This is a genomic window from Pararhizobium sp. PWRC1-1, assembly GCF_049897905.1.
Lineage (GTDB): Bacteria > Pseudomonadota > Alphaproteobacteria > Rhizobiales > Rhizobiaceae > Pararhizobium.
Genome location: NZ_JAFCXE010000012.1, coordinates 179,781 through 198,780 on the forward strand (window position 1 = coordinate 179,781; position 19,000 = coordinate 198,780).

Genomic DNA, 19,000 nt, shown 5'->3' on the forward strand with positions numbered 1-19,000 from the left:
CCCCGCCGTTCGAGTCAAGGGGCTTTACCGTGCTGGAGACATGATGAGCAAGGTAGACCTCGATATTTCCAACCTCCCCGATACGACAGTTTCCGTCCGTGACGTTTTCCGTATCGACACCGATCTGCGCGTGCCGGCCTATTCGAAGGCCGATGCCTATGTGCCGGATTTCGATCCCGACTATCTCTTCGACCGCGAGACGACACTCGCCATCCTCGCCGGTTTTGCCCATAACCGCCGCGTCATGGTGTCCGGCTATCACGGCACCGGCAAGTCGACCCATATCGAACAGGTCGCCGCTCGCCTCAACTGGCCCTGCGTGCGCGTCAACCTCGACAGCCATGTCAGCCGTATCGATCTCGTCGGCAAGGACGCCATCGTCGTCAAGGACGGCATGCAGGTCACTGAATTCAAGGACGGCATCCTGCCTTGGGCCTACCAGCACAATGTCGCGCTCGTCTTCGACGAGTATGACGCCGGCCGCCCGGACGTGATGTTCGTCATCCAGCGCGTGCTGGAATCGTCTGGCCGCCTGACGCTGCTCGACCAGAGCCGCGTCATTCGCCCGCACCCGGCATTCCGCCTGTTTTCGACGGCCAACACCGTCGGCCTCGGCGATACGACCGGCCTCTATCACGGCACGCAGCAGATCAACCAGGCCCAGATGGACCGCTGGTCGATCGTCACCACGCTGAACTATCTGCCGCATGACAACGAAGTCGATATCGTCGCTGCCAAGGTCAAGGGCTTCACCAAGGATCGCGGCCGCGACACCGTCTCGAAGATGGTCCGCGTTGCCGATCTCACCCGTGCAGCCTTCATCAACGGCGACCTGTCGACCGTGATGAGCCCGCGTACGGTCATCACCTGGGCTGAAAACGCGCATATCTTCGGCGATATCGCCTTTGCCTTCCGCGTCACCTTCCTCAACAAGTGCGACGAACTGGAACGGGCGCTGGTGGCGGAACACTATCAGCGCGCCTTCGGTGTCGAGCTGAAGGAAAGTGCTGCCAATATCGTGCTCGAAGCCACGGCCTGATCGATGGCAGGCCGGGGCGACAATTCGAAAGCAAGGCCGGCCGGTGTCGTGGATGTGGAGCCATTCCGCCGCGCACTGACCGGTTGCATCCGTTCGATTGCCGGGGATTCGGAAATCGAAGTCGTGTTTGCCAACGAGCGTCCGGGTCTTGCCGGCGAGCGCGTGCGGCTGCCGGAAATCTCCAAGCGGCCGACGCGCCAGGAGCTCGCGGTTACCCGCGGGCTCGGCGATTCGATGGCGTTGCGCAAGGCCTGCCACAATGCCCGTATCCACGCGACGATGGCGCCGCAGGGTGCTGATGCGCGCAGCATTTTCGATGCTGTCGAGCAGGCGCGCGTCGAGGCGATCGGTTCGCTGCGCATGACTGGCGTTGCCAGCAACATTACGTCGATGCTGGATGAAAAATACGCCCGGGCCAATTTCGGCAACATCGACCGCCAGGCGGATGCCCCGCTCGAAGAGGCGGTTGCCCTGATCGTGCGCGAAAAACTGACTGGCCAAAAGCCGCCGGCCTCCGCCGGCCAGGTGCTGGACCTCTGGCGCGATTTCATCGAGGAAAAAGCTGCCGGCGACATGAAAGAACTGTCTGCCACGGTCAATGACCAGCAGGCGTTCGCACGTGTTGTGCGCAATATGCTGACATCGATGGAGATGGCCGAGAAATACGGCGACGACGATGTCGAGCCGGACGACCAGGAAAGCCAGACCGACGAGGACCAGCCGCGCAGCCAGGAGCAGGATGAAAACAGCTCCGATGAGGATGCTGGTTCCGACGCTGCCCCCGCCGACGAGAACGAATCTGCCGACGAGCAGATGGACGAAGGCGAAATGGACGGCGCCGAAATCTCCGAAGAGGAGATGTCGGACGACGGCGAGGATGACAGCGAAACGCCAGGCGAGGTCAAGCGGCCGAGCCACCCCTTCGACGATTTCAACGAGAAGGTCGATTACGGCGTCTTCACCGAGGAATTCGACGAAACGACCACGGCCGAAGAGCTGTGCGACGAAGCCGAGCTCGACCGCCTGCGAGCCTTTCTCGACAAGCAGCTGGCCCACTTGCAGGGCGCCGTCGGCCGTCTGGCCAACCGGTTGCAGCGCCGCCTGATGGCGCAGCAGAACCGTTCCTGGGAATTCGACCTGGAAGAGGGCTATCTCGATTCGGCGCGGTTGACGCGCATGATCATTGACCCGATGCAACCGCTCTCCTTCAAGCGCGAGAAAGACACCAACTTCCGCGATACGGTCGTGACGTTGCTGATCGATAATTCCGGCTCCATGCGCGGCCGGCCGATTACGGTCGCCGCCACCTGCGCGGACATCCTTGCCCGCACGCTGGAGCGCTGCGGCGTCAAGGTCGAGATCCTCGGCTTCACCACCAAGGCCTGGAAGGGCGGACAGTCGCGTGAAAAGTGGCTGGCCAGCGGCAAGCCTCAGACGCCGGGCCGCCTCAACGATCTGCGCCACATCATCTACAAGTCCGCTGACGCCCCGTGGCGCCGCGCGCGCCGCAATCTCGGCCTGATGATGCGTGAAGGCCTGCTGAAGGAAAACATCGACGGCGAAGCGCTGATCTGGGCGCATAACCGGCTGCTCGGCCGCTCCGAGCAGCGTCGCATCCTGATGATGATTTCGGATGGTGCGCCGGTCGATGATTCCACCCTGTCGGTCAATCCGGGCAACTATCTCGAGCGCCACTTGCGCGCCGTTATCGAGCAGATCGAAACGCGCTCGCCGGTCGAACTGCTGGCGATCGGTATCGGTCATGACGTGACGCGCTACTATCGCAAGGCCGTGACCATCGTCGATGCCGACGAACTGGCCGGGGCGATGACCGAGCAGCTGGCGTCGCTGTTCGACGACGAGAGTTCCCGCCGCCGTGCATCCTCTGGGCGCAGGCGTGCGAGCTGACAATATTATCTGGCCGGGACATCCTGTGTCCCGGCTTTGCTCGCCTATTGCTTGCCGATTTTTCCGGAGCCGCTTTGCGCTCCATGCCGGCATGCCGGAAGGACGTCTTTTGAAAGCGACACTGATTCAGGCCGCCGCCTTTTCCCTGTTCCTGGCCGTCGCGCCCTCGGCTGCGGCACCGCTGGCGCCTTCGGAACTCGTTCCGGTGAAAAGCCGGCAGATCGAGAATTTCAAGATTGGTTCGGACCAGAAACTGTTCGGCAAGCTGGAGTTTATCGGTGGTATCGAGATGTCGTCGTCGAACGCCCTGCTCGGTGCGATCTCGTCAATCCGCTTTCGCCCCGACCGGAAATCCTTCCTCGCGATCATGGATACCGGCCATTGGGTCGAAGGCGAAATCGAGCGCGACCAGAAGGGCCGGCTGGCGGGTACGAGCGAGCTGACGGTCACTTCGATGATCGATGCCAACGGCCGGTCAGAGCAGGTCAAGGAGCGCATGGACTGCGAGGGGGTGGCGTTGCGCGACGGCGCGGTCCTCGCCAGCTATGAGGGGCTCCACCGCATCGATGTCTATCCGTATCCTGGCTTTGCCCAGTCCGGGCCGATCGCCACTTTGCCGATTGTCATCCCGCCGAAGTCGCTTCGCCGCAATCGCGGCCTTGAGACCATTGCTGTTGCGCCACAAGACGGCCCGCTTGCGGGCGGAGCCGTTGTGGTTTCCGAGCTGAGCTTCGACACGAACGGACATCTCCTGGCCGCCGTCCTCGATGGTCCACGCAAGGGTATTTTCGGTGTCGTTCAGAAAGCGCCTTTCGCCATCACCGACGGCGCGTTCCTGCCCAACGGTGACATGCTGATTCTGGAACGCCGCTTCAGTTTTGCCGAGGGCATCGGCATGCAGATCCGCCGCATCAAGGGCGACGATATCAAGCCCGGTGCGGTCGTCGATGGTGAAATCCTGCTGAACGCGGACATGGGCTACCAGATCGACAATATGGAAGGTCTGGACGTCGTCGCTGAACCCGGCGGCGACATCCGCCTCATCCTCGTTTCCGACGACAACCACTCCATCCTCGAGCGCAACCTGATGCTGGAATTCCGGCTTACCGAATAGAATCACGCGCAAAGAAAACCCGCATCACGGTGTGATGCGGGTTCGATTTCTTTATGCTGCTCTGGGGTCAGGCGTTTGCCTTTGCCCCCGGCATAGGCTTGATCACGTTCATCAGTGCGCCATAGGGCAGCAGCATCACCAGGCCGACGATGATCTTGACACTGAGGTCGCCGAGCGCCCAGGAGATCCAGCGTGGCGCTTCTGCCGTCATGACGCCGAGGATTGGAGCGCTTTCGAGCGCGAAAGGATCGTTCGGGCCGAAGACGACGAAGAACGCGGCAAAAGCGAACGAGAAGAAGATCGCCGTATCGAGGAAGGAGCCGAACAGCGAACCGACCAGCGGCGCGCGCCACCAGCTCTGCGTCCGCAGCTTGTTGAACACCGAGATATCCAGAAGCTGGCCGAGCAGGAAGGCAGAGCCTGACGCGATCGCGATGCGCGGCGTGGCCACCAGCACCGACAGGATGATAGCGACGGCAAAACCGGCGATCACCACCTTACGGGCAGTACGCGGTCCGAACTGGCGATTGGTGAGGTCGGTGACGAGAAAGGCGATCGGATAGCTGAAGGCCCCCCAAGTCAGAAGATCATCCAGTTGCATGCCGGCGATCGAGCCGGGCAGGGGGTACTGCACCAGGAAATTGGAGGCCACGACCACAAGGGTCATCAGCGCCACATAGGTTAGGAACGTGCGGTTTGTCAGCATTTTTTTATCCTGGGGTATGCCACCAGTTGGAGTCATCTGAATCCACAGCTTACCGCGCTTTGAGCCCGGCAAGCCGCGAACGGTTTACTGTCGCCATTACACGAGAAAAAGGCTCGCCGGTTGCCCTGGCAAGCCTTTTAATTTGTAGAGCCAAGTGCGCCGATTAAGCGGCGATAGCGACGGCTTCCGCCGTCTTCTTGACGATCTGGCGGCGCAGCAGGCGAGCGCGCATCGACAACTCGACTTCGTCAGCCTTGATCAGGAATGCGTCGAGACCACCGCGGTGTTCAACCGAACGCAGGGCTGCGGCCGAAACGCGCAGACGGTAACGCTGGCCGAGCACGTCGGAAATCAACGTAACCTGGCACAGGTTCGGAAGGAACTTGCGCTTGGTCTTGTTGTTTGCGTGGCTCACATTGTTGCCCGACTGGACGCCCTTGCCGGTCAATTCGCAACTACGGGACATGATGCACCTATTTTCGTTTCGCCTTCGGTCCATGCGTTGGCGGGCCATAAGCCCAGGCCGCATTCCGTTGGCCATGATTGGAAAGTTGCGGTTCTATAGTCAGCGAGAGCCGCGGCGTCAAGCCAAACCTTCGTTTTCCGGGAAAAACTCTTGAGAAACGTGGGGTCTTTCAAGCCGGAGAAGCCGATCTGTTTGGATTCTCTTGGCCGGTATACATCTTTGCTACGACCAATTCCACTTTATTGGTCCATGGGTTAAGGCTTGGGGCAAAAGCGGGTTTCCCGGCGCAGAAATGCCGCAAACCCGCCGTATCGCCTAAGGTTACATGAACGGACGTGTCGCGTGAGCGAAAATGGAAGGGCACCTGGAATGAGCTGGCGCATCGGTATCTCGGCGCTTCTGGCGTTTGCCACGGCAACGTTTTCCACAGGCAGGGCTTATGCTGTCGATGTGACGCATAATACGGATTACAGCATCTCGCTTGCCGGCCTGCCGATTGCAAAGGCATCGTTCCGCACCGCGTTGAACGACAAGCGCTATACGATTTCCGGGACGATGAATTCCGCTGGCCTTGCCGATATCTTCGCGCAGACCTCGGGCGAAACGTCGGTATCCGGCGTCGTCGGCCGGGAACAGCTGAGCGCGTCAGAATATCGGGTCAAGTATCAGACCGGCAAGAAGGGCCGGGCGATCGACGTCCAGTTCCGCGACGGCGACGTCGTATCCGCCTCGATGAAGCCGCCGCGCAAGATCCCGAAGAACTGGGTGCCGGTCACCAAGGACGATATGCGCAATGTCGTCGATCCGCTGTCGGGCCTGATCTTTCCGGCGGATACGCGGGTCTGCCCGAAAAGCGTGCCGATCTTCGACGGCGAATCGCGCATGGACCTGAAGCTTTCCCCCAAGGGCACCCGACCCTTCAAGACGGAGGGTTTTCAGGGCGATGTCATCGTCTGCGGCATCAAGTTCGTGCCGAAATCCGGCTTCCGCAAGGGCCGCGATGACGTCGATTATCTGCGCAAGCTGGAAACCATGGAAATCTGGTTTGCCAAGGCCGATACGGTGAATGTATATGCTCCGGTCTACGTCCGCATCCCGACCAGCTACGGCCCGGTAACCATCTGGGCAACGCGGTTCGGCAGCTGACATTTCCATTCGGGCGGGGGGCATGCGCATGAAAGTCAAGGCAACGCTGATCGGCTTTTCGGCGATCCTGATGTGGTCGCTGCTGGCGCTGTTCACGGCAGCCTCCGGCACGATGCCGCCCTTCCAGCTTTCGGCCGTCTGCTTTTCCATCGGCAGCATTCCCGGCCTCATCGTACTGGCGCTCAAGCCTGAGCGGCTGGCGCTGCTCAAGCAGCCCGCAAAGGTCTGGATCGTCGGCATTGCCGGGCTGTTCGGCTACCATTTTCTGTATTTCACGGCGCTTCGGAACGCTCCGGCGATTGAGGCCGGGCTGATCGCCTATCTTTGGCCGCTGTTGATCGTCGTCGGCTCGGCACTTTTGCCGGGTGAACGGCTGCGCTGGTATCATGTTGCCGGTGCCATTTGCGGCCTTGCCGGCACGATCCTGATCGTGGCGCGCAATGGCGTTCAGTTCGATGATGCCTATGTCATGGGCTATAGCGCGGCTCTCGCCTGCGCGTTCACCTGGTCCGGCTATTCGCTGCTGACCCGGCGGTTCGAGGCGGTCTCGACGGATGTCGTCACCGGCTTTTGCCTGGCAACGGCGGCGCTGTCTTTTTTCTGCCATCTCGGCCTCGAAACAACAGTCTGGCCACAGACGGCAACGCAGTGGATCGCGGTTGCGGGTCTCGGCCTGCTGCCGGTCGGCGCTGCCTTCTACGCCTGGGATTACGGTGTGAAGAACGGCAATATCCAGATCCTCGGCGTTGCCAGCTATGCCGCACCGGTTCTCTCGACGCTGGTATTGATCGCTTTCGGCTTTGCCGAACCGTCGTGGCGCATTGCGCTCGCCTGTCTGTTTGTGACGGGTGGCGCGGTTCTTGCGGCCAAGGATATCATCTTCCGAGACCGCTCGAGTTCCGTGCAACCGGCCGAATAGGCTCAAGCTGCCGGCGGATGCCAGTCTGCGGGGGCCATTTCGAACGCCGAAAAATCAAAGCCGGGCGAAACGGTGCAGCCGACCGGCGTCCAGGCTCCGAGCGAAGTCGCCGATTGCCACCCGTTGGCCGGCACCACGGCCTGCGGCAGTTCCCCGATCAGGATGTTGGAACCGAGCGTGACGGTGGTGGCCGGTTTGCCGTCTTCGGCGATGCTGAGCGCTAAGGGTGCACCGGTATAGAAGTGCCAGACCTCGACCGCATCGCGCACGCGGTGCCAGTGCGAGCGTTCCCCGCGCTCCAAGAGATAGTAGATGGCGGTCGAGTGGCCACGCGGACCGCCCGCTGTGTCCTTGAACGTCTGGATATACCAGCCGCCTTCCGGATGACGTTGCATTTTCAGGGTCTCGATGATCGCCTGGGCTGATAGCGCAGTTGAACGTCCATCAGAAATTATCCTTGCGCTTGCGGATTTCGGCAAAGACTTCGGCATCCGATGCGTCGTTCATCTGCAGATGCGCCCTTATGGCGGCATCATGCGGCCGCAGGAAGGGGTTGGTGGCCTTTTCCAGCCCCAGTGTCGTCGGCGCGGTAAAGCTGCCCTTGGCGCGCAGGGCCTCGATTTCGGCCATACGGGATTTGAGCGCCGCGTTGTCGGGATCCACGGTCACCGCGAAACGGGCATTCGAGAGTGTATATTCATGGCCGAAATAGACCACCGTATCATCCGGCAGCGCCATCAGTTTCTGCAGCGAGGTCCACATCTGCGCAGGGGTGCCCTCGAAGAGACGGCCGCAGCCAAGCGCAAACAGCGTGTCGGCGGAAAACAAGAGCTTGTCTTCGGGGAAATAGAAACAGATATGCCCGGCTGTATGCCCCGGTGTCTCGAAAACATGCACCGGATGGCCTGCGAACTCGAAATCGCCGCCATCGCCGATGGTCATGTCGATGCCGGGAATTTTCGTGGCCTCGTTTTCCGGGCCGATGATCGTCGCCTCATAGCGCGTCTTCAGTGCCAGGTTGGCGTCCACGTGGTCGGGATGATGGTGGGTCGTCAGGATATGCGTCAGCGTCCAGCCACGGCGTTTCAGCGCCGCCATGATGGCTGCTTCCTCGGGCGCGTCGATCGAGACGGTGGCGCCGCTGTCCGGATCGTGGATCAGCACGCCGAAATTATCGGTGCGGCAGGGGAAGAGTTCGATGTCGAGATTGGCCATGAAGGATTTCCTGCGGAGGGCGGCGGTTGTTAAGGCGAATGTAGTGAGCGCCGCCTTGAAGTCCACCCGTTCCAGTCTAACATGAGGGTATGCACGCAGATATCGTCGATCTTCGCCAATTCTATCATTCCCGCCTCGGGCGCTTTGCCGAACAATCGATCGGTATGGCGCTGTCGTCTGTGTGGGCGAGGTTGCCGGAAGAGCGCCTAGTCGGGCTTGGCTATGCAGTTCCCTATCTCGATCGCTTTCGTGCCGATACCGAGCGCACCTTTGCCTTCATGCCGGCGGGCCAAGGGGCGGTGAACTGGCCTGTCGCCGAACTCTCCTCGACAGCGCTGATCTTCGACGAGGAATTGCCGCTGCCCGATTCGTCGATCGACCGGGTGTTGATGGTGCATTCGCTGGAATTCGCGGAAAACCCGCGCGAGACGATGAAGGAGCTCTGGCGGATTCTGGCACCGGGTGGGCGCTTAGTGATCGTCGTGCCGAATCGCCGCGGTGTCTGGGCGCGCATGGAACACACGCCCTTCGGTTCCGGCCGGCCCTATTCGCGCGGGCAATTGACCGCGCTTCTGCGGGAAACCAACTTTACCCCGGGGGCCTCTGCTGAAGCCTTGTTCTTTCCGCCATCCAAACTGAAGATGATCCTGAAGATGCGCCAGGCTTTCGAACGTATCGGCCGGTCGCTCTGGCCGGTGTTTTCCGGGGTCATCATCGTCGAGGCACAGAAACGGCTCTACCAGGGCCTGCCGGTCGCCGCCCGCGCCTCGCGCCGCGTCTTCGTGCCGGTACTGGCGCCACAGGGTGTGCCGACGACGCGGGAAAAGCCGCTGGGGCAGGCGCATCGAATCGAATTGTGACGCCGCGCCACACTCGACAAAAACCCGCTGCACCGGTATTGGCTGAGCGTCATTTCCCTGTCGCCGAAAGCTGATCCCATGAGCACAGACATCCAGAGCCCCACACCACGCCCCGGTATCCTTGATATTGCCGCTTACGTGCCGGGCAAGGAGCATGCGCCGGGTGTCGCCAAGGTCTACAAGCTGTCTTCGAACGAGACCCCGCTCGGCCCGAGCCCGAAGGCCATCGAGGCCTTCCAGAAGGCGGCTGCCAAGCTTGAAATCTATCCGGACGGCCAGGCGATCGAGCTGCGTGAAGCCATCGCCTCCGTTTATGGCCTCAACACGGCCAACCTGATGTGCGGCAACGGCTCGGACGAACTGCTCGGCCTGCTCTGCCACGTCTATCTCGCCCCCGGCGACGAGGCCATCATCACCGAGCATGGTTTCCTCGTCTACAAGATTCAGATCATGGGCGCTGGCGCTACGCCGGTCACGGTGCCTGAGAACGATTGCCATGTCACCGTCGATGCCATCCTGGCCGCGGTAACGCCGAAGACCAAGATGGTTTTCCTTGCCAATCCAGGCAATCCGACCGGCACCTATGTCCCGGTCGACGAAGTGCGCCGCCTGCAGGCCGGCCTGCCGAAGAACGTTATCCTGGTTCTCGACGCTGCCTATGCCGAATATGTCCGCCGCAACGATTACGAAGCCGGCCTCGAGCTGGTATCGTCCAACCAGAACGTGGTGATGACCCGCACCTTCTCGAAGATCCATGGGCTTGCAGCGCTTCGCGTCGGCTGGATGTATGCGCCGCTTGCCATCATCGATGCACTGAACCGGGTGCGCGGGCCGTTCAACATGAATGCGCCGGCGATTGCCGCCGGTGCCGCCGCAATCCGCGATCAGGCGTTTATGGCGACTGCTCTTGAGCACAATTCGCTATGGCTCGGCAAGCTTACCGACGCGTTCTCCGCGCTCGGTCTGCGGCTGACGCCGTCGGTCACCAATTTCGTGCTGATCCACTTCCCCGATATCGACGGCAAACGCGCGCCGGAGGCGGACGAATTCCTGACCAGCCTCGGGTTCATCCTGCGGGCGGTGCGCGGCTATGGCCTGCCCAATGCGCTGCGCATGACAATCGGCTCGGCGGAAGCCAATGAGGGCGTGATCGCGGCGCTGACCGAGTTCATGGGGCAACCTTGATGTCAGGTGGCGTGATGGCAAAGCAGTTCGAAACCATCGCGCTGATCGGCATCGGCCTGATCGGCTCGTCGATCGCCCGCGAGATCAAGGACAAGGGCCTTGCCGGGTCGGTCACGATCTCGACGCGCAGTGAAGCAACGTTGAAGCGGGCAGAGGCACTGAATCTCGGCGACCGCTATACGATATCGGCCGCCGATGCGGTCAAGGATGCCGATCTGGTCATCGTTTCGGTGCCGGTCGGTGCATCCGGCGCTGTCGCGGCCGAGATCGCGCCTCATCTGAAGCCGGGTACGATCGTCACCGACGTCGGCTCGACCAAGGGCTCGGTGATTGCCCAGATGGCGCCGCATATGCCGCCGGGCGTGCATTTCATTCCCGGCCACCCGATCGCCGGTACCGAATATTCCGGCCCGGATGCGGGCTTCATCGGCCTGTTCAAGGGCCGCTGGTGCATCCTGACGCCACTGCCGGATACCGATGAAACGGCCAAGGCCAAGCTGCGCACCTTCTGGGAAACGCTGGGCTCGATGGTCGATGACATGGACCCGGAACACCACGACAAGGTTCTGGCGATCGTCTCCCACCTGCCGCACATCATCGCCTATAACATTGTCGGCACGGCGGACGATCTGGAAGCCGTGACCGAATCGGAAGTGATCAAATATTCCGCCTCGGGTTTCCGTGATTTCACGCGTCTTGCGGCGTCAGACCCAACCATGTGGCGTGACGTCTGCCTGCACAACAAGGATGCGATCCTTGAAATGCTGTCGCGGTTTTCCGAGGATCTCGCCTATCTGCAGCGGGCGATCCGCTGGGGCGACGGCGACAAGCTGTTCGACCTCTTCACCCGCACCCGCGCCATCCGCCGGTCAATCGTCCAGGCCGGCCAGGATACCGACATGGCTGATTTCGGGCGGCATGCGATGGATCAGAAGTAGGCGGGCTACCACATATGCCGCTTTGCCCCTCACCCTAGCCCTCTCCCCGCAAGCCGGCAGAGGGGACGACGCAGATCGCCGCTTGGTCCTTCGCCCCGTTTACGGGGAGAAGGTGCCCGACAGGGCGGATGAGGGGCTACTTGCGTTACAGCGAAATAATCGCCCCCATCAAAGCTGCGGCAATTCCCCAATCGGAAAGAACGCCAAAAACGCAATTCCATCGCGCACATTGAGCTTGACGGTCGCCTCGTTCTTGCCGTCGGCCAGCGCCGTCAGCATGTTGGCGATATTGTTGACCATGACGGTGCCGTCCTCGTCGGTGAAGACCTTGACGAGGTTCTGACGCCAGCCCTCGATATTCTTCATGGTGACGCTGAATTCTCCCGAGATCAGTCCCTGGTCGTTGACGCTGAACGGGCCGGAGGCGGTGGTGACCATGCCGTTGCCGAGATCGAGTGTCAGGTTGCGCATCTCGCCCTTGGTGCCACGCAGCGCGTCCGGCTTCCATCCGCCTCTCTGCATCAAATTGGCGCGATCGATGACTGTCATGTCGGCGCTGGCGTTGACGGGCGGTAGCAGGCTCAATCCGTTGTCCAGTTTCAGATCGAACGTGTCGACGCTGAGGGCGGCGTCGAGATCGGGGCCGTTCTGGCGGAAATGGGCCTCGCCATGCCCGGCATTGAAGATGACCTTGTGGGTGTCGCCCGGTGCAGCATCATCTTCGAAAGCCGGCAGCATCGCCGTGCCGGCCAGCTTGTCATAGGTGAGCGAGGTGCGGTTGAGGCCCGACAGCGTTGCCTGCACGCTCGCATGCATCAGTTCCCAATCGGCAGAGACGGTCATGCCAGGCGAGATGCGGATTTCCGCCGGGCCGTCGAGCTCGATGATGGCATGGCCCGGCCTGTAGACTTGAGCTGCCGAGCGCAGCGCGCCGAAGGACGCCGATGCGCCGCGTGCCGTGTCATCGAGGCGCACGCCGTCGCAGAACAGGCCGATGCGGAAGGGAAAGCCCCGCACGTTCAGGGCGTCGCATTCCGCCGATGAGCCGCCCGCGTTCTTTTCGGTGAGAAAGGCTGCCAGCCGCGTCTCGATCTGGTTGGCGGCCAGAAACCATGCGCCGGAATAGACGATCAGGAACAGCACGATGCCGATCGCCAGCCGCCTGATTTTCCGGCTACCGGCGGAGGGGGCGGCGATATCTGCTGCGGTCATGGTCTGCTCCGGGGTCTGTCGATCATGCGCGGTGGTGCGACACGAGAATTCTGGTCTGCCGATCTGGCTATCCACGGTCGCATGCGCTCCAATATCGTGCAGGAAATCGATTCCGATTGCCGGGCAGATGCGTTAGGAAAGCACCAACGTGGTCTGTCCGCCGCTCCTGACCCCGTTTTGTGGCGCCGGGATGGCATGGATGTGAATGGCAGTGGATATGGACGATTTTTGGGTGTTTGGCTACGGTTCGCTGATGTGGAACCCCGGCTTTGCCTTCGAAGACAAGATGACGGCACGGGCTTTCGGCTACCGGCGCTCGCTTTGTGTCCGCTCCTTCGTGCACCGGGGAACCCCGGAACGTCCGGGCCTCGTGCTCGGTCTCGACCATGGCGGCTCCTGCAGCGGCATGGCGTTCAAGGTAGCCTTGAAAGACAAGGATGAGGTTGTCGGCTACCTGCGCGAGCGCGAGCTGGTCACCCATGTCTATCTTGAGCGCACCATGCCGGTGCTGCTTGCCGACGGCCGCCGCGTCCCAGCCCTCACGTACACGATCGACCGCGCCCATCTGCAATATGCCGGGGCGCTGAGCGCCGAGGATGCGGCTGCAACCGTCGCAGTATCCCATGGAAAATCAGGGCCGAATACCGAATATGTAATGAATACGCTCGCCCACCTGAAGGAGATGGGTATTCGTGATCATTGGCTGGAAGACGTGGCTGCCATCGTCGAAAGAACCAAGCTTCAGGCCTGAGCCCCGAGCTCCTTGAGCTCTTTCAGACGCTGTACAGCCGTCGGCGGCAGCGGCACATGCGGATTGTTCTTCACCGTTTCCACCAGCAGCGCATCGCTGGCACTTTCCATCACATCGACCAGCCTCTTCAGGAACACGTCCGGATCGAGCCCGGCCTCGATCGGTGGCAGAATCTGCACCTTGAAGTGACCGGGATAACGCAGGAACTTGCGGCGCGGCCAGAACAGGCCCGGGTGCATGACAACGGGCACCACCGGCACGGTCAGATCCCGATAGAGCCGGGCGATACCGTATTTGTAATCAGGCGGGGCACCGGCCGGCCGGCGTGTGCCCTCCGGATAGATGATCAATTGCCGGCCTGTCGCCATCTCCTGTTTGGCGCGCTCCATCACCGCCGCCATCACCTTGCCGCGGGCGCCGCGATCGACTGCCACCATGCGCTGCTTTTGCACGTACCAGCCGAACAGCGGAATCCAGGATAGCTCGCGCTTGAAAATGAAAAACGGGTCGGAAAGCCACGGCAGCAGCGCATAGACGTCCCAGAACGACTGGTGCTTCGGCGCGAAGATGTAGCCGCCCTTGGGGATGTTCTCCAGTCCCTCGATCTCGAACGTCGTGCCGACGATGACCCGGAACAGCCAGTGATTGCTGCGCGCCCAGTTCTTCGGAACGAACCAGGCCGTCTTGCGCGGCGCCAGGAAATAGAACGGCGTCATCACGACCATCTGGAGGATCAGATTGATGTAGAACACGATGTTGAACAGGACTGAACGCAGGATGATCATCAGGCGGGCTTTCGCAGCAAAAAGGTTAGCCCGCTGCCTACACGAATATTTCGGCAAGGAAAACAGCTGGGTTTGCGAGATTAAGCGCAGTGCCTATTTACTGGTGCTGCCAGCGTCCTTGGTTTCCGTGCGTAATCCACTTGCCGGATGGGCACCGAGTGCATCGCGCGCCGACGCGATCGTCAGCTTGACATATTCCAGCAGGATCGTCTTCAGCACGATCGGATTTGCCAGCCAGTTGGTGCTCTTCAGATCGGAATTGACCACCGGATAGGCGATGAACTCAATTTCCGGGTTGGCCCGGCGCAATTCGAGCAGGCTGCGCGGCATATGGTAATTGTTGGTGACGACCAGAATGCTGCGGTAGCCGTTGTCGCGGATCCAGTTGGCGGTTTCGTTGGCATTGCCGATCGTATCGATCGCATCATGACCGATATCGACGCAGCATTTGAACAGGTCGGCTGAGCTCTGGGTATTGCGGCGGATCTGCCCGCCTGTTGTCGAGGGGTGGACGCCCGAGATCAGCAGCCGTTTTCCGGCTCCGTTTTTCAGCAGATCGACAGCCTGGTCGATCCGCTGGAAGCCGCCGGTCAGCACAACGATGGCGTCTGCCTTGGGATTGGCCGGCGGCTGAAGAGAGGCAACGGAATCGGCGAAATAGAGGAAGCCGGCAGCAGCCATTCCGGCAATCAGCAGAAGCACGTAAAATGTCAGCCGCACGATCCGGCGGCGCAGGCTCACATGCCGCCGCACCAACGTTCCCCTCTGTCGTGTCTCGCCGCTGTCGCTCATTGCTGTTCCGGCCGCTCCGCTAGGACCAGGACTGATTCGGATTCTTCAATAGAAGCAGATTGCGGCAACGGATGGATGCAAGACAGCGCAATCATGACAATCAGGTCTGGTTGCCGTCGATGCGGGCCGGATCTGACCGGATCAGATCGATTTCGTAGATTGTCCGCATCACCGTGAAACGGGCCGTCAGCGTCGTCAGAAGCGCGATGACGATCATGATGGCGGCAATACCGAGATAGCCGGAATAGCCGATGGAGAAGCTGCCGAACATGGCGTTCGTCTGGTCGCTCTGGGGCGTGGCCAGCGAACGCGATTGCCAGAAGCTTGCGACTGCAAAGCAGGCTGCAGCCAGCAGGCCGCCGGCGCCGGCGCCTTTCAGGCTGATCTTCAAAAAATGTTTCTGGAATTCCGAGGCGACGAAGCCGGCTTCGGCACCGACGAAATGTAGCACCTCGACGATGTGGCGGTTGCCGGAAAGCGTGCCGCGCGTGGCAAAGACCACGGTCAGAACCATGGCGGAAAACACCAGCACTAGCACGCCCGTACCGATCAGCGCCGTCGTATGCGCCATGGCCACCAGCCGGTCGACCCAGGTGCGGTGATCGTCGAGATAGGCCTGTGGAATGGTTTCCGTCAGCATCGCCCGCATGGCGGCAAAGTCGGGCGGGTTCTGCTCGTCGATGGTGATGATCACGAGGCGCGGCACCGGCAGATCGTCGAGATCAAGCCCGGCCCCCAGCCACGGCTCCAGCAACCGGGCGGTCGCGGCCTTGTCGACGATGGTGCCATTGGTGGTGCCCTCGAAGGTCAACGCGAGATCGCGGGCGTCGGCCAGCGCCTTTTCCATGTCGAGGTTTTCGTCCGGCTTGATCTGGATGGTGATCTCGCGGGAAATCTGGCTCTCCCAGCTTTGGGCCGTCGAGCGAACCATGCTGACGGCACCCAGCGTCAGGCAGGCGAGGAACGCCATGATGGCGATGACCAGCACCAGCGCATTGCCGGAGACGTTTCCCGGCGGCACGATCGGCGCGGTCGGGCGGACACGCAGCGAAGCCTTGCGCTCCTGCGGCGCGGCCTGACCGGCGCGGTTGCTGGCGGGCGCTTCACTCATAGATATCGAGCCGCCCCTGGGAAAGGATCATCCGGCGTGCTTCGACCTGATCCATCAGCGAAAGATCGTGGGTCGCGATGACGACGGCGGTGCCGAGCCGGTTGAGTTCGAGGAACAGGTTGAGCAGGCGGCGCGCCATCGGCGGATCGACATTGCCCGTCGGCTCGTCGGCCAGCAGGATCTCCGGCCGGTCGATCAAGGCGCGGGCGATGGCGGCACGCTGCTTTTCGCCGCCTGACAGAACCGGCGGCAAAACATTGATGCGCTCGCCCAGCCCGACCCAGCCGAGCAGTTCGAGGACATCGGAGCGGTAGGACGATTCGTCCTTGCCGCGTACCCGCAGGGGCAGGGCGACATTCTCGTAGGTGGTCAGATGATCGAGCAGCCGGAAATCCTGAAAGACTATGCCGACGCGGCGGCGCAGCATCGGCAATTCGTCGCGCGGAATGGTCGAGATGTTGCGGTCGAACATGCGAATGAGCCCGCGCGTCGGCTGCAGCGATAGAAACAGCATCCGCAGCAGCGTGGTCTTGCCGGCACCGGAAGGGCCGGTCAGGAACTGGAAGGACTTTTTGGGAATGTCGAAGGTCAGGTCGCGGAGGATTTCCGGGCCCATTCCATAGCGCAATCCGACATTTTCAAAATGAATCAACGGGTCAGTGTCCAGCTTCTCTTCAATCCAGTCTGCCACGTCTTCGCGGCGGGCTGATGGCCCTTGTTGCAGCATATAGCGCAGCATTCGCTGTTACAGCGCCAACATGGTTAAACAGTGGTTAATTTTGCTTGAAAACAGGCCGTCTCGGCGGCGCCGTTTTCGAAGCATTAACCATTTAGGTTTACGTCTGGGAAAGGTTTGTTTCAATGCCCGAATCTGGCCTGCTGATGCCTTGGGCATTCTGGCGCGGCCGAGGTGGCTGCGAAGGAGAGACAATGAACGCTTTCCGCTCCAACGGGACTGCAACCCGCATGGATTTCCTGCCGCCGGAGCGCCGGGGGCGTGCCGCTTCCGAAAAGGGCGTGCCGCATCGCACCGATATCGTCGATGCCGAATTCGAGACCGTCGCGCCGCATGGGCGGCGCAACGTCTATCCGGTTTTCAACGATAATCGTGCTCGTTCGGCGGCCCCGCCGGCGCAGAGCCCTCACCGTGTTGCATCGGTGCTCGGATGGGCGGTGAACCATTTCGAGCGACTGCTCCAGACGGCGTCCCCTAAGGCGTTTGCCGTCCTCGTCACATGCCTGTGCGCTCCGGTCTTCCTGTTGTTTGCTGGCTTTTCCCAATATCAGCCAGCCATTGCCTCGGTGCCGGCATTGTCGATCAGCGATGTCACCACGTCGCTGAACGATGCCAACGGCATGAAGATCCTGTCGGTCTATGGCGCGGTGAAAAATCACTCCGATGTGCCCAAGGTCGTTCCCACGCTCCTGGTCGATGTGATTGCCAACGGCCATCGGCGGACGGCCACCCGGATCGATGCAGCGCAGCCCGCTCTTGCTCCGGGCGAAAGCCGTCCATTCTCGACGCGTCTTCTACACACAGGTGGAAAACTGCCCGGCGTCGCGGTTTCCTTTGGCCAGCCGGGTGATTCGGCGCCCTGACTGTGCTAAGCGGCTAGCTTCCGGAGGCATAAAACGCAGTCTCCACTATCGTTCTGGAGACTATCCTTATGCCCGTCGTCCGTGGAAAAAACATTGATCCGCTCTATACCGCCGAGGTGATCGCGGCGCGAAACGTTGAAATGGCCGAGCAAATCGTCAAGGGACCGATCAACGACCTTTTGGTCATTGCCGTGCTCAAAGGCTCGTTCATCTTCGCCGCCGACCTGATCCGGGCGATGCACACCGTCGGCCTTGCGCCGGAAGTCGAATTCATCACCCTGTCCAGCTATGGCACAGGCACGGTGTCGCAGGGCGTCAAGATCATCAAGGACATCGACAGCGACGTGCATGGCCGCGATGTTCTCCTGATCGATGACATTCTCGAGTCAGGCCGCACACTGCGCTTTGCCAAGGAACTGATGCTGGAGCGCGGCGCGAAGTCGGTGACAATCGCCGTTCTTCTCGACAAGAAGGTCAAGCGCCAGACCGATCTCGAAGCGGATTATGTCGGCTTCGAATGCCCCGATTATTTCGTCGTCGGCTACGGCATGGATGTGGCCTATGCCTTCCGCGAACTGCCTTTCGTCGGCATCGTCACCGGTGACGCCGAATAATCATTCGGCTGTGGAAAGCCTTTGATCTGGCATCCGCGTTTACGGAAAACAAACAAAACTCTGGTGGTGTTGGCCTGCAGCCTGTGCTGCGGGTCGGGGACAAGCGTCCCTGCAGAGCTGTTGCCGAAACGGAGGCCATGATGGCGAAAATCCTGATTACCGAAGATGAGGACGGCCTGCGCCGTTTCGTTGCCCGCGCTTTGCAGCTGGACGGTCATGAGACCGTCGAGGCGGCTGATGGTGCCGAAGGCCTCGCTTGCCTTCAGGGCGAAAGCTTCGATCTGCTGCTGTCCGATATCCGCATGCCGGTGATGGACGGCATCGAGCTTGCCCATCAGGCATCGGCAGCCTTTCCGGCGCTGAAAATCCTGTTGATGACCGGCTATGCCGAACAGCGCGAACGAGCCGACAACCTGACCGGCAAGGTCATCGACGTCGTCTCCAAGCCGTTCACGCTGCCCGATATCCGCAAGGCTGTTGCCGTGGCATTGGCGGCTTAAGCGCAGCCCTTTTCATTTTGGAATAGCCCCTCATCCGGCCTGTCGTCCCCTCTCCCTGGTTGCGGGGAGAAGGTTAGGGTGAGGGGCAATGAACAGCCTGTGAGCGTTGTTTTTAAGTGAATGCGCCTCCGACATCGGCC

21 protein-coding genes are annotated in these 19,000 nt (G+C 61.2%); 12 read left to right on the forward strand and 9 right to left on the reverse strand.

From position 1 onward, the window contains the following. Positions 1-43: 43 nt before the first annotated feature. From cobS to ACP7E0_RS19465, 3 genes are all read left to right on the forward strand, one after another. Entirely contained in the window at positions 44-1,039 is a 996-nt protein-coding gene (gene cobS, locus ACP7E0_RS19455) for a cobaltochelatase subunit CobS (protein WP_113241926.1), read from the forward strand. 3 nt (positions 1,040-1,042) lie between these two features. Beyond that, positions 1,043-2,947: a cobaltochelatase subunit CobT gene (gene cobT, locus ACP7E0_RS19460; protein WP_426126983.1), complete on the forward strand. Its 1,905-nt coding sequence runs from the start codon at positions 1,043-1,045 to the stop codon at positions 2,945-2,947. Positions 2,948-3,038: 91 nt separating this feature from the next. Then, a complete protein-coding gene (locus ACP7E0_RS19465) occupies positions 3,039-4,061 on the forward strand; it encodes an esterase-like activity of phytase family protein (protein ID WP_426126985.1) in 1,023 nt (340 codons plus the stop codon). Between the two features lie 67 nt (positions 4,062-4,128). Here the strand turns inward: ACP7E0_RS19465 and ACP7E0_RS19470 are convergent, their stop codons facing one another. After that, positions 4,129-4,767, reverse strand: a complete 639-nt coding sequence (locus tag ACP7E0_RS19470; protein WP_426126987.1) for a queuosine precursor transporter — start codon at positions 4,765-4,767, stop codon at positions 4,129-4,131. A gap of 163 nt (positions 4,768-4,930) precedes the next feature. Continuing rightward, positions 4,931-5,233 carry a 50S ribosomal protein L28 gene (gene rpmB / locus ACP7E0_RS19475; RefSeq protein WP_113241922.1) on the reverse strand — a complete coding sequence of 101 codons (303 nt, stop codon included), beginning with the start codon at positions 5,231-5,233 and terminating at the stop codon, positions 4,931-4,933. A gap of 369 nt (positions 5,234-5,602) precedes the next feature. On the opposite strand from rpmB, the gene ACP7E0_RS19480 reads away from it, so the two are divergent. Both ACP7E0_RS19480 and ACP7E0_RS19485 read left to right on the forward strand, forming a co-directional pair. After that, a complete protein-coding gene (locus tag ACP7E0_RS19480) occupies positions 5,603-6,379 on the forward strand; it encodes a DUF3108 domain-containing protein (protein ID WP_426126988.1) in 777 nt (258 codons plus the stop codon). A 28-nt stretch (positions 6,380-6,407) separates the two neighbouring features. Next, the gene (locus ACP7E0_RS19485; RefSeq protein ID WP_426127048.1) at positions 6,408-7,298 is read left to right on the forward strand and encodes a DMT family transporter; all 891 of its coding nucleotides are present in this window, start codon (positions 6,408-6,410) and stop codon (positions 7,296-7,298) included. A gap of 2 nt (positions 7,299-7,300) precedes the next feature. On the opposite strand, the gene ACP7E0_RS19490 is transcribed toward ACP7E0_RS19485, so the two are convergent. Next, positions 7,301-7,693 carry a cupin domain-containing protein gene (locus ACP7E0_RS19490; protein WP_426126989.1) on the reverse strand — a complete coding sequence of 131 codons (393 nt, stop codon included), beginning with the start codon at positions 7,691-7,693 and terminating at the stop codon, positions 7,301-7,303. 49 nt (positions 7,694-7,742) lie between these two features. Further along, a complete protein-coding gene (gene gloB, locus ACP7E0_RS19495) occupies positions 7,743-8,513 on the reverse strand; it encodes a hydroxyacylglutathione hydrolase (protein WP_426126991.1) in 771 nt (256 codons plus the stop codon). Positions 8,514-8,602: 89 nt separating this feature from the next. Between gloB and ACP7E0_RS19500 the strand changes: the two genes are divergently transcribed. From ACP7E0_RS19500 to ACP7E0_RS19510, 3 genes are all read left to right on the forward strand, one after another. Next, positions 8,603-9,373, forward strand: a complete 771-nt coding sequence (locus ACP7E0_RS19500) for a class I SAM-dependent methyltransferase (RefSeq protein WP_426126993.1) — start codon at positions 8,603-8,605, stop codon at positions 9,371-9,373. Positions 9,374-9,451: 78 nt separating this feature from the next. Beyond that, positions 9,452-10,558 carry a histidinol-phosphate transaminase gene (hisC, locus tag ACP7E0_RS19505; RefSeq protein ID WP_426126994.1) on the forward strand — a complete coding sequence of 369 codons (1,107 nt, stop codon included), beginning with the start codon at positions 9,452-9,454 and terminating at the stop codon, positions 10,556-10,558. An 11-nt stretch (positions 10,559-10,569) separates the two neighbouring features. Beyond that, positions 10,570-11,496, forward strand: a complete 927-nt coding sequence (locus ACP7E0_RS19510; protein ID WP_426127049.1) for a prephenate/arogenate dehydrogenase family protein — start codon at positions 10,570-10,572, stop codon at positions 11,494-11,496. A gap of 168 nt (positions 11,497-11,664) precedes the next feature. Here ACP7E0_RS19510 and ACP7E0_RS19515 read toward each other — a convergent pair whose 3' ends face one another. Further along, complete coding sequence (locus ACP7E0_RS19515; protein ID WP_426126996.1) at positions 11,665-12,708, reverse strand: DUF2125 domain-containing protein; 1,044 nt, start codon at positions 12,706-12,708, stop codon at positions 11,665-11,667. Positions 12,709-12,913: 205 nt separating this feature from the next. Here ACP7E0_RS19515 and ACP7E0_RS19520 point away from each other — a divergent pair, with 205 nt between their 5' ends. Beyond that, positions 12,914-13,459, forward strand: a complete 546-nt coding sequence (locus ACP7E0_RS19520; RefSeq protein WP_426126997.1) for a gamma-glutamylcyclotransferase — start codon at positions 12,914-12,916, stop codon at positions 13,457-13,459. Here ACP7E0_RS19520 and ACP7E0_RS19525 read toward each other — a convergent pair. From ACP7E0_RS19525 to ftsE, 4 genes are all read right to left on the reverse strand, one after another. Further along, positions 13,450-14,244: a lysophospholipid acyltransferase family protein gene (locus ACP7E0_RS19525; RefSeq protein WP_426126998.1), complete on the reverse strand. Its 795-nt coding sequence runs from the start codon at positions 14,242-14,244 to the stop codon at positions 13,450-13,452. The two genes, ACP7E0_RS19520 and ACP7E0_RS19525, sit on opposite strands and share 10 nt — an antisense overlap. Positions 14,245-14,337: 93 nt before the next feature. Further along, positions 14,338-15,036, reverse strand: a complete 699-nt coding sequence (locus ACP7E0_RS19530; RefSeq protein WP_426127000.1) for a YdcF family protein — start codon at positions 15,034-15,036, stop codon at positions 14,338-14,340. 100 nt (positions 15,037-15,136) lie between these two features. Further along, positions 15,137-16,147 carry a cell division protein FtsX gene (locus ACP7E0_RS19535; RefSeq protein ID WP_426127002.1) on the reverse strand — a complete coding sequence of 337 codons (1,011 nt, stop codon included), beginning with the start codon at positions 16,145-16,147 and terminating at the stop codon, positions 15,137-15,139. Next, the gene (gene ftsE / locus ACP7E0_RS19540) at positions 16,140-16,799 is read right to left on the reverse strand and encodes a cell division ATP-binding protein FtsE (RefSeq protein WP_162745284.1); all 660 of its coding nucleotides are present in this window, start codon (positions 16,797-16,799) and stop codon (positions 16,140-16,142) included. Before ftsE ends, ACP7E0_RS19535 begins: the two co-directional genes overlap by 8 nt. A 278-nt stretch (positions 16,800-17,077) precedes the next feature. On the opposite strand from ftsE, the gene ACP7E0_RS19545 reads away from it, so the two are divergent. The 3 genes from ACP7E0_RS19545 (at position 17,078) to ACP7E0_RS19555 (ending at position 18,860) form a co-directional block, all read left to right on the forward strand. Beyond that, positions 17,078-17,746 carry a hypothetical protein gene (locus tag ACP7E0_RS19545; RefSeq protein WP_426127004.1) on the forward strand — a complete coding sequence of 223 codons (669 nt, stop codon included), beginning with the start codon at positions 17,078-17,080 and terminating at the stop codon, positions 17,744-17,746. A 68-nt stretch (positions 17,747-17,814) separates the two neighbouring features. Then, positions 17,815-18,360 carry a hypoxanthine phosphoribosyltransferase gene (gene hpt / locus ACP7E0_RS19550; RefSeq protein WP_113315266.1) on the forward strand — a complete coding sequence of 182 codons (546 nt, stop codon included), beginning with the start codon at positions 17,815-17,817 and terminating at the stop codon, positions 18,358-18,360. A gap of 140 nt (positions 18,361-18,500) precedes the next feature. Further along, complete coding sequence (locus ACP7E0_RS19555; protein ID WP_113315346.1) at positions 18,501-18,860, forward strand: response regulator; 360 nt, start codon at positions 18,501-18,503, stop codon at positions 18,858-18,860. The last annotated feature ends 140 nt before the right edge of the window (positions 18,861-19,000 follow it).

Excerpts from the sequence above, each read along its gene's own strand:
- cobT (WP_426126983.1), top strand. The coding sequence starts at position 1,043 with ATGGCAGGCCGGGGCGACAATTCGAAAGCAAGGCCGGCCGGTGTCGTG.
- ACP7E0_RS19465 (WP_426126985.1), top strand. The coding sequence starts at position 3,039 with ATGCCGGAAGGACGTCTTTTGAAAGCGACACTGATTCAGGCCGCCGCC.
- ACP7E0_RS19485 (WP_426127048.1), top strand. The coding sequence starts at position 6,408 with ATGAAAGTCAAGGCAACGCTGATCGGCTTTTCGGCGATCCTGATGTGG.
- rpmB (WP_113241922.1), bottom strand. The coding sequence starts at position 5,233 with ATGTCCCGTAGTTGCGAATTGACCGGCAAGGGCGTCCAGTCGGGCAAC.
- ACP7E0_RS19535 (WP_426127002.1), bottom strand. The coding sequence starts at position 16,147 with ATGAGTGAAGCGCCCGCCAGCAACCGCGCCGGTCAGGCCGCGCCGCAG.
- hisC (WP_426126994.1), top strand. The coding sequence starts at position 9,452 with ATGAGCACAGACATCCAGAGCCCCACACCACGCCCCGGTATCCTTGAT.
- ACP7E0_RS19480 (WP_426126988.1), top strand. The coding sequence starts at position 5,603 with ATGAGCTGGCGCATCGGTATCTCGGCGCTTCTGGCGTTTGCCACGGCA.
- ACP7E0_RS19525 (WP_426126998.1), bottom strand. The coding sequence starts at position 14,244 with ATGATCATCCTGCGTTCAGTCCTGTTCAACATCGTGTTCTACATCAAT.
- hpt (WP_113315266.1), top strand. The coding sequence starts at position 17,815 with ATGCCCGTCGTCCGTGGAAAAAACATTGATCCGCTCTATACCGCCGAG.
- ACP7E0_RS19545 (WP_426127004.1), top strand. The coding sequence starts at position 17,078 with ATGAACGCTTTCCGCTCCAACGGGACTGCAACCCGCATGGATTTCCTG.
- ACP7E0_RS19530 (WP_426127000.1), bottom strand. The coding sequence starts at position 15,036 with ATGAGCGACAGCGGCGAGACACGACAGAGGGGAACGTTGGTGCGGCGG.
- ACP7E0_RS19500 (WP_426126993.1), top strand. The coding sequence starts at position 8,603 with ATGCACGCAGATATCGTCGATCTTCGCCAATTCTATCATTCCCGCCTC.
- ACP7E0_RS19470 (WP_426126987.1), bottom strand. The coding sequence starts at position 4,767 with ATGCTGACAAACCGCACGTTCCTAACCTATGTGGCGCTGATGACCCTT.
- ACP7E0_RS19515 (WP_426126996.1), bottom strand. The coding sequence starts at position 12,708 with ATGACCGCAGCAGATATCGCCGCCCCCTCCGCCGGTAGCCGGAAAATC.
- cobS (WP_113241926.1), top strand. The coding sequence starts at position 44 with ATGAGCAAGGTAGACCTCGATATTTCCAACCTCCCCGATACGACAGTT.
- gloB (WP_426126991.1), bottom strand. The coding sequence starts at position 8,513 with ATGGCCAATCTCGACATCGAACTCTTCCCCTGCCGCACCGATAATTTC.
- ACP7E0_RS19520 (WP_426126997.1), top strand. The coding sequence starts at position 12,914 with ATGGCAGTGGATATGGACGATTTTTGGGTGTTTGGCTACGGTTCGCTG.
- ACP7E0_RS19490 (WP_426126989.1), bottom strand. The coding sequence starts at position 7,693 with ATGCAACGTCATCCGGAAGGCGGCTGGTATATCCAGACGTTCAAGGAC.
- ACP7E0_RS19555 (WP_113315346.1), top strand. The coding sequence starts at position 18,501 with ATGGCGAAAATCCTGATTACCGAAGATGAGGACGGCCTGCGCCGTTTC.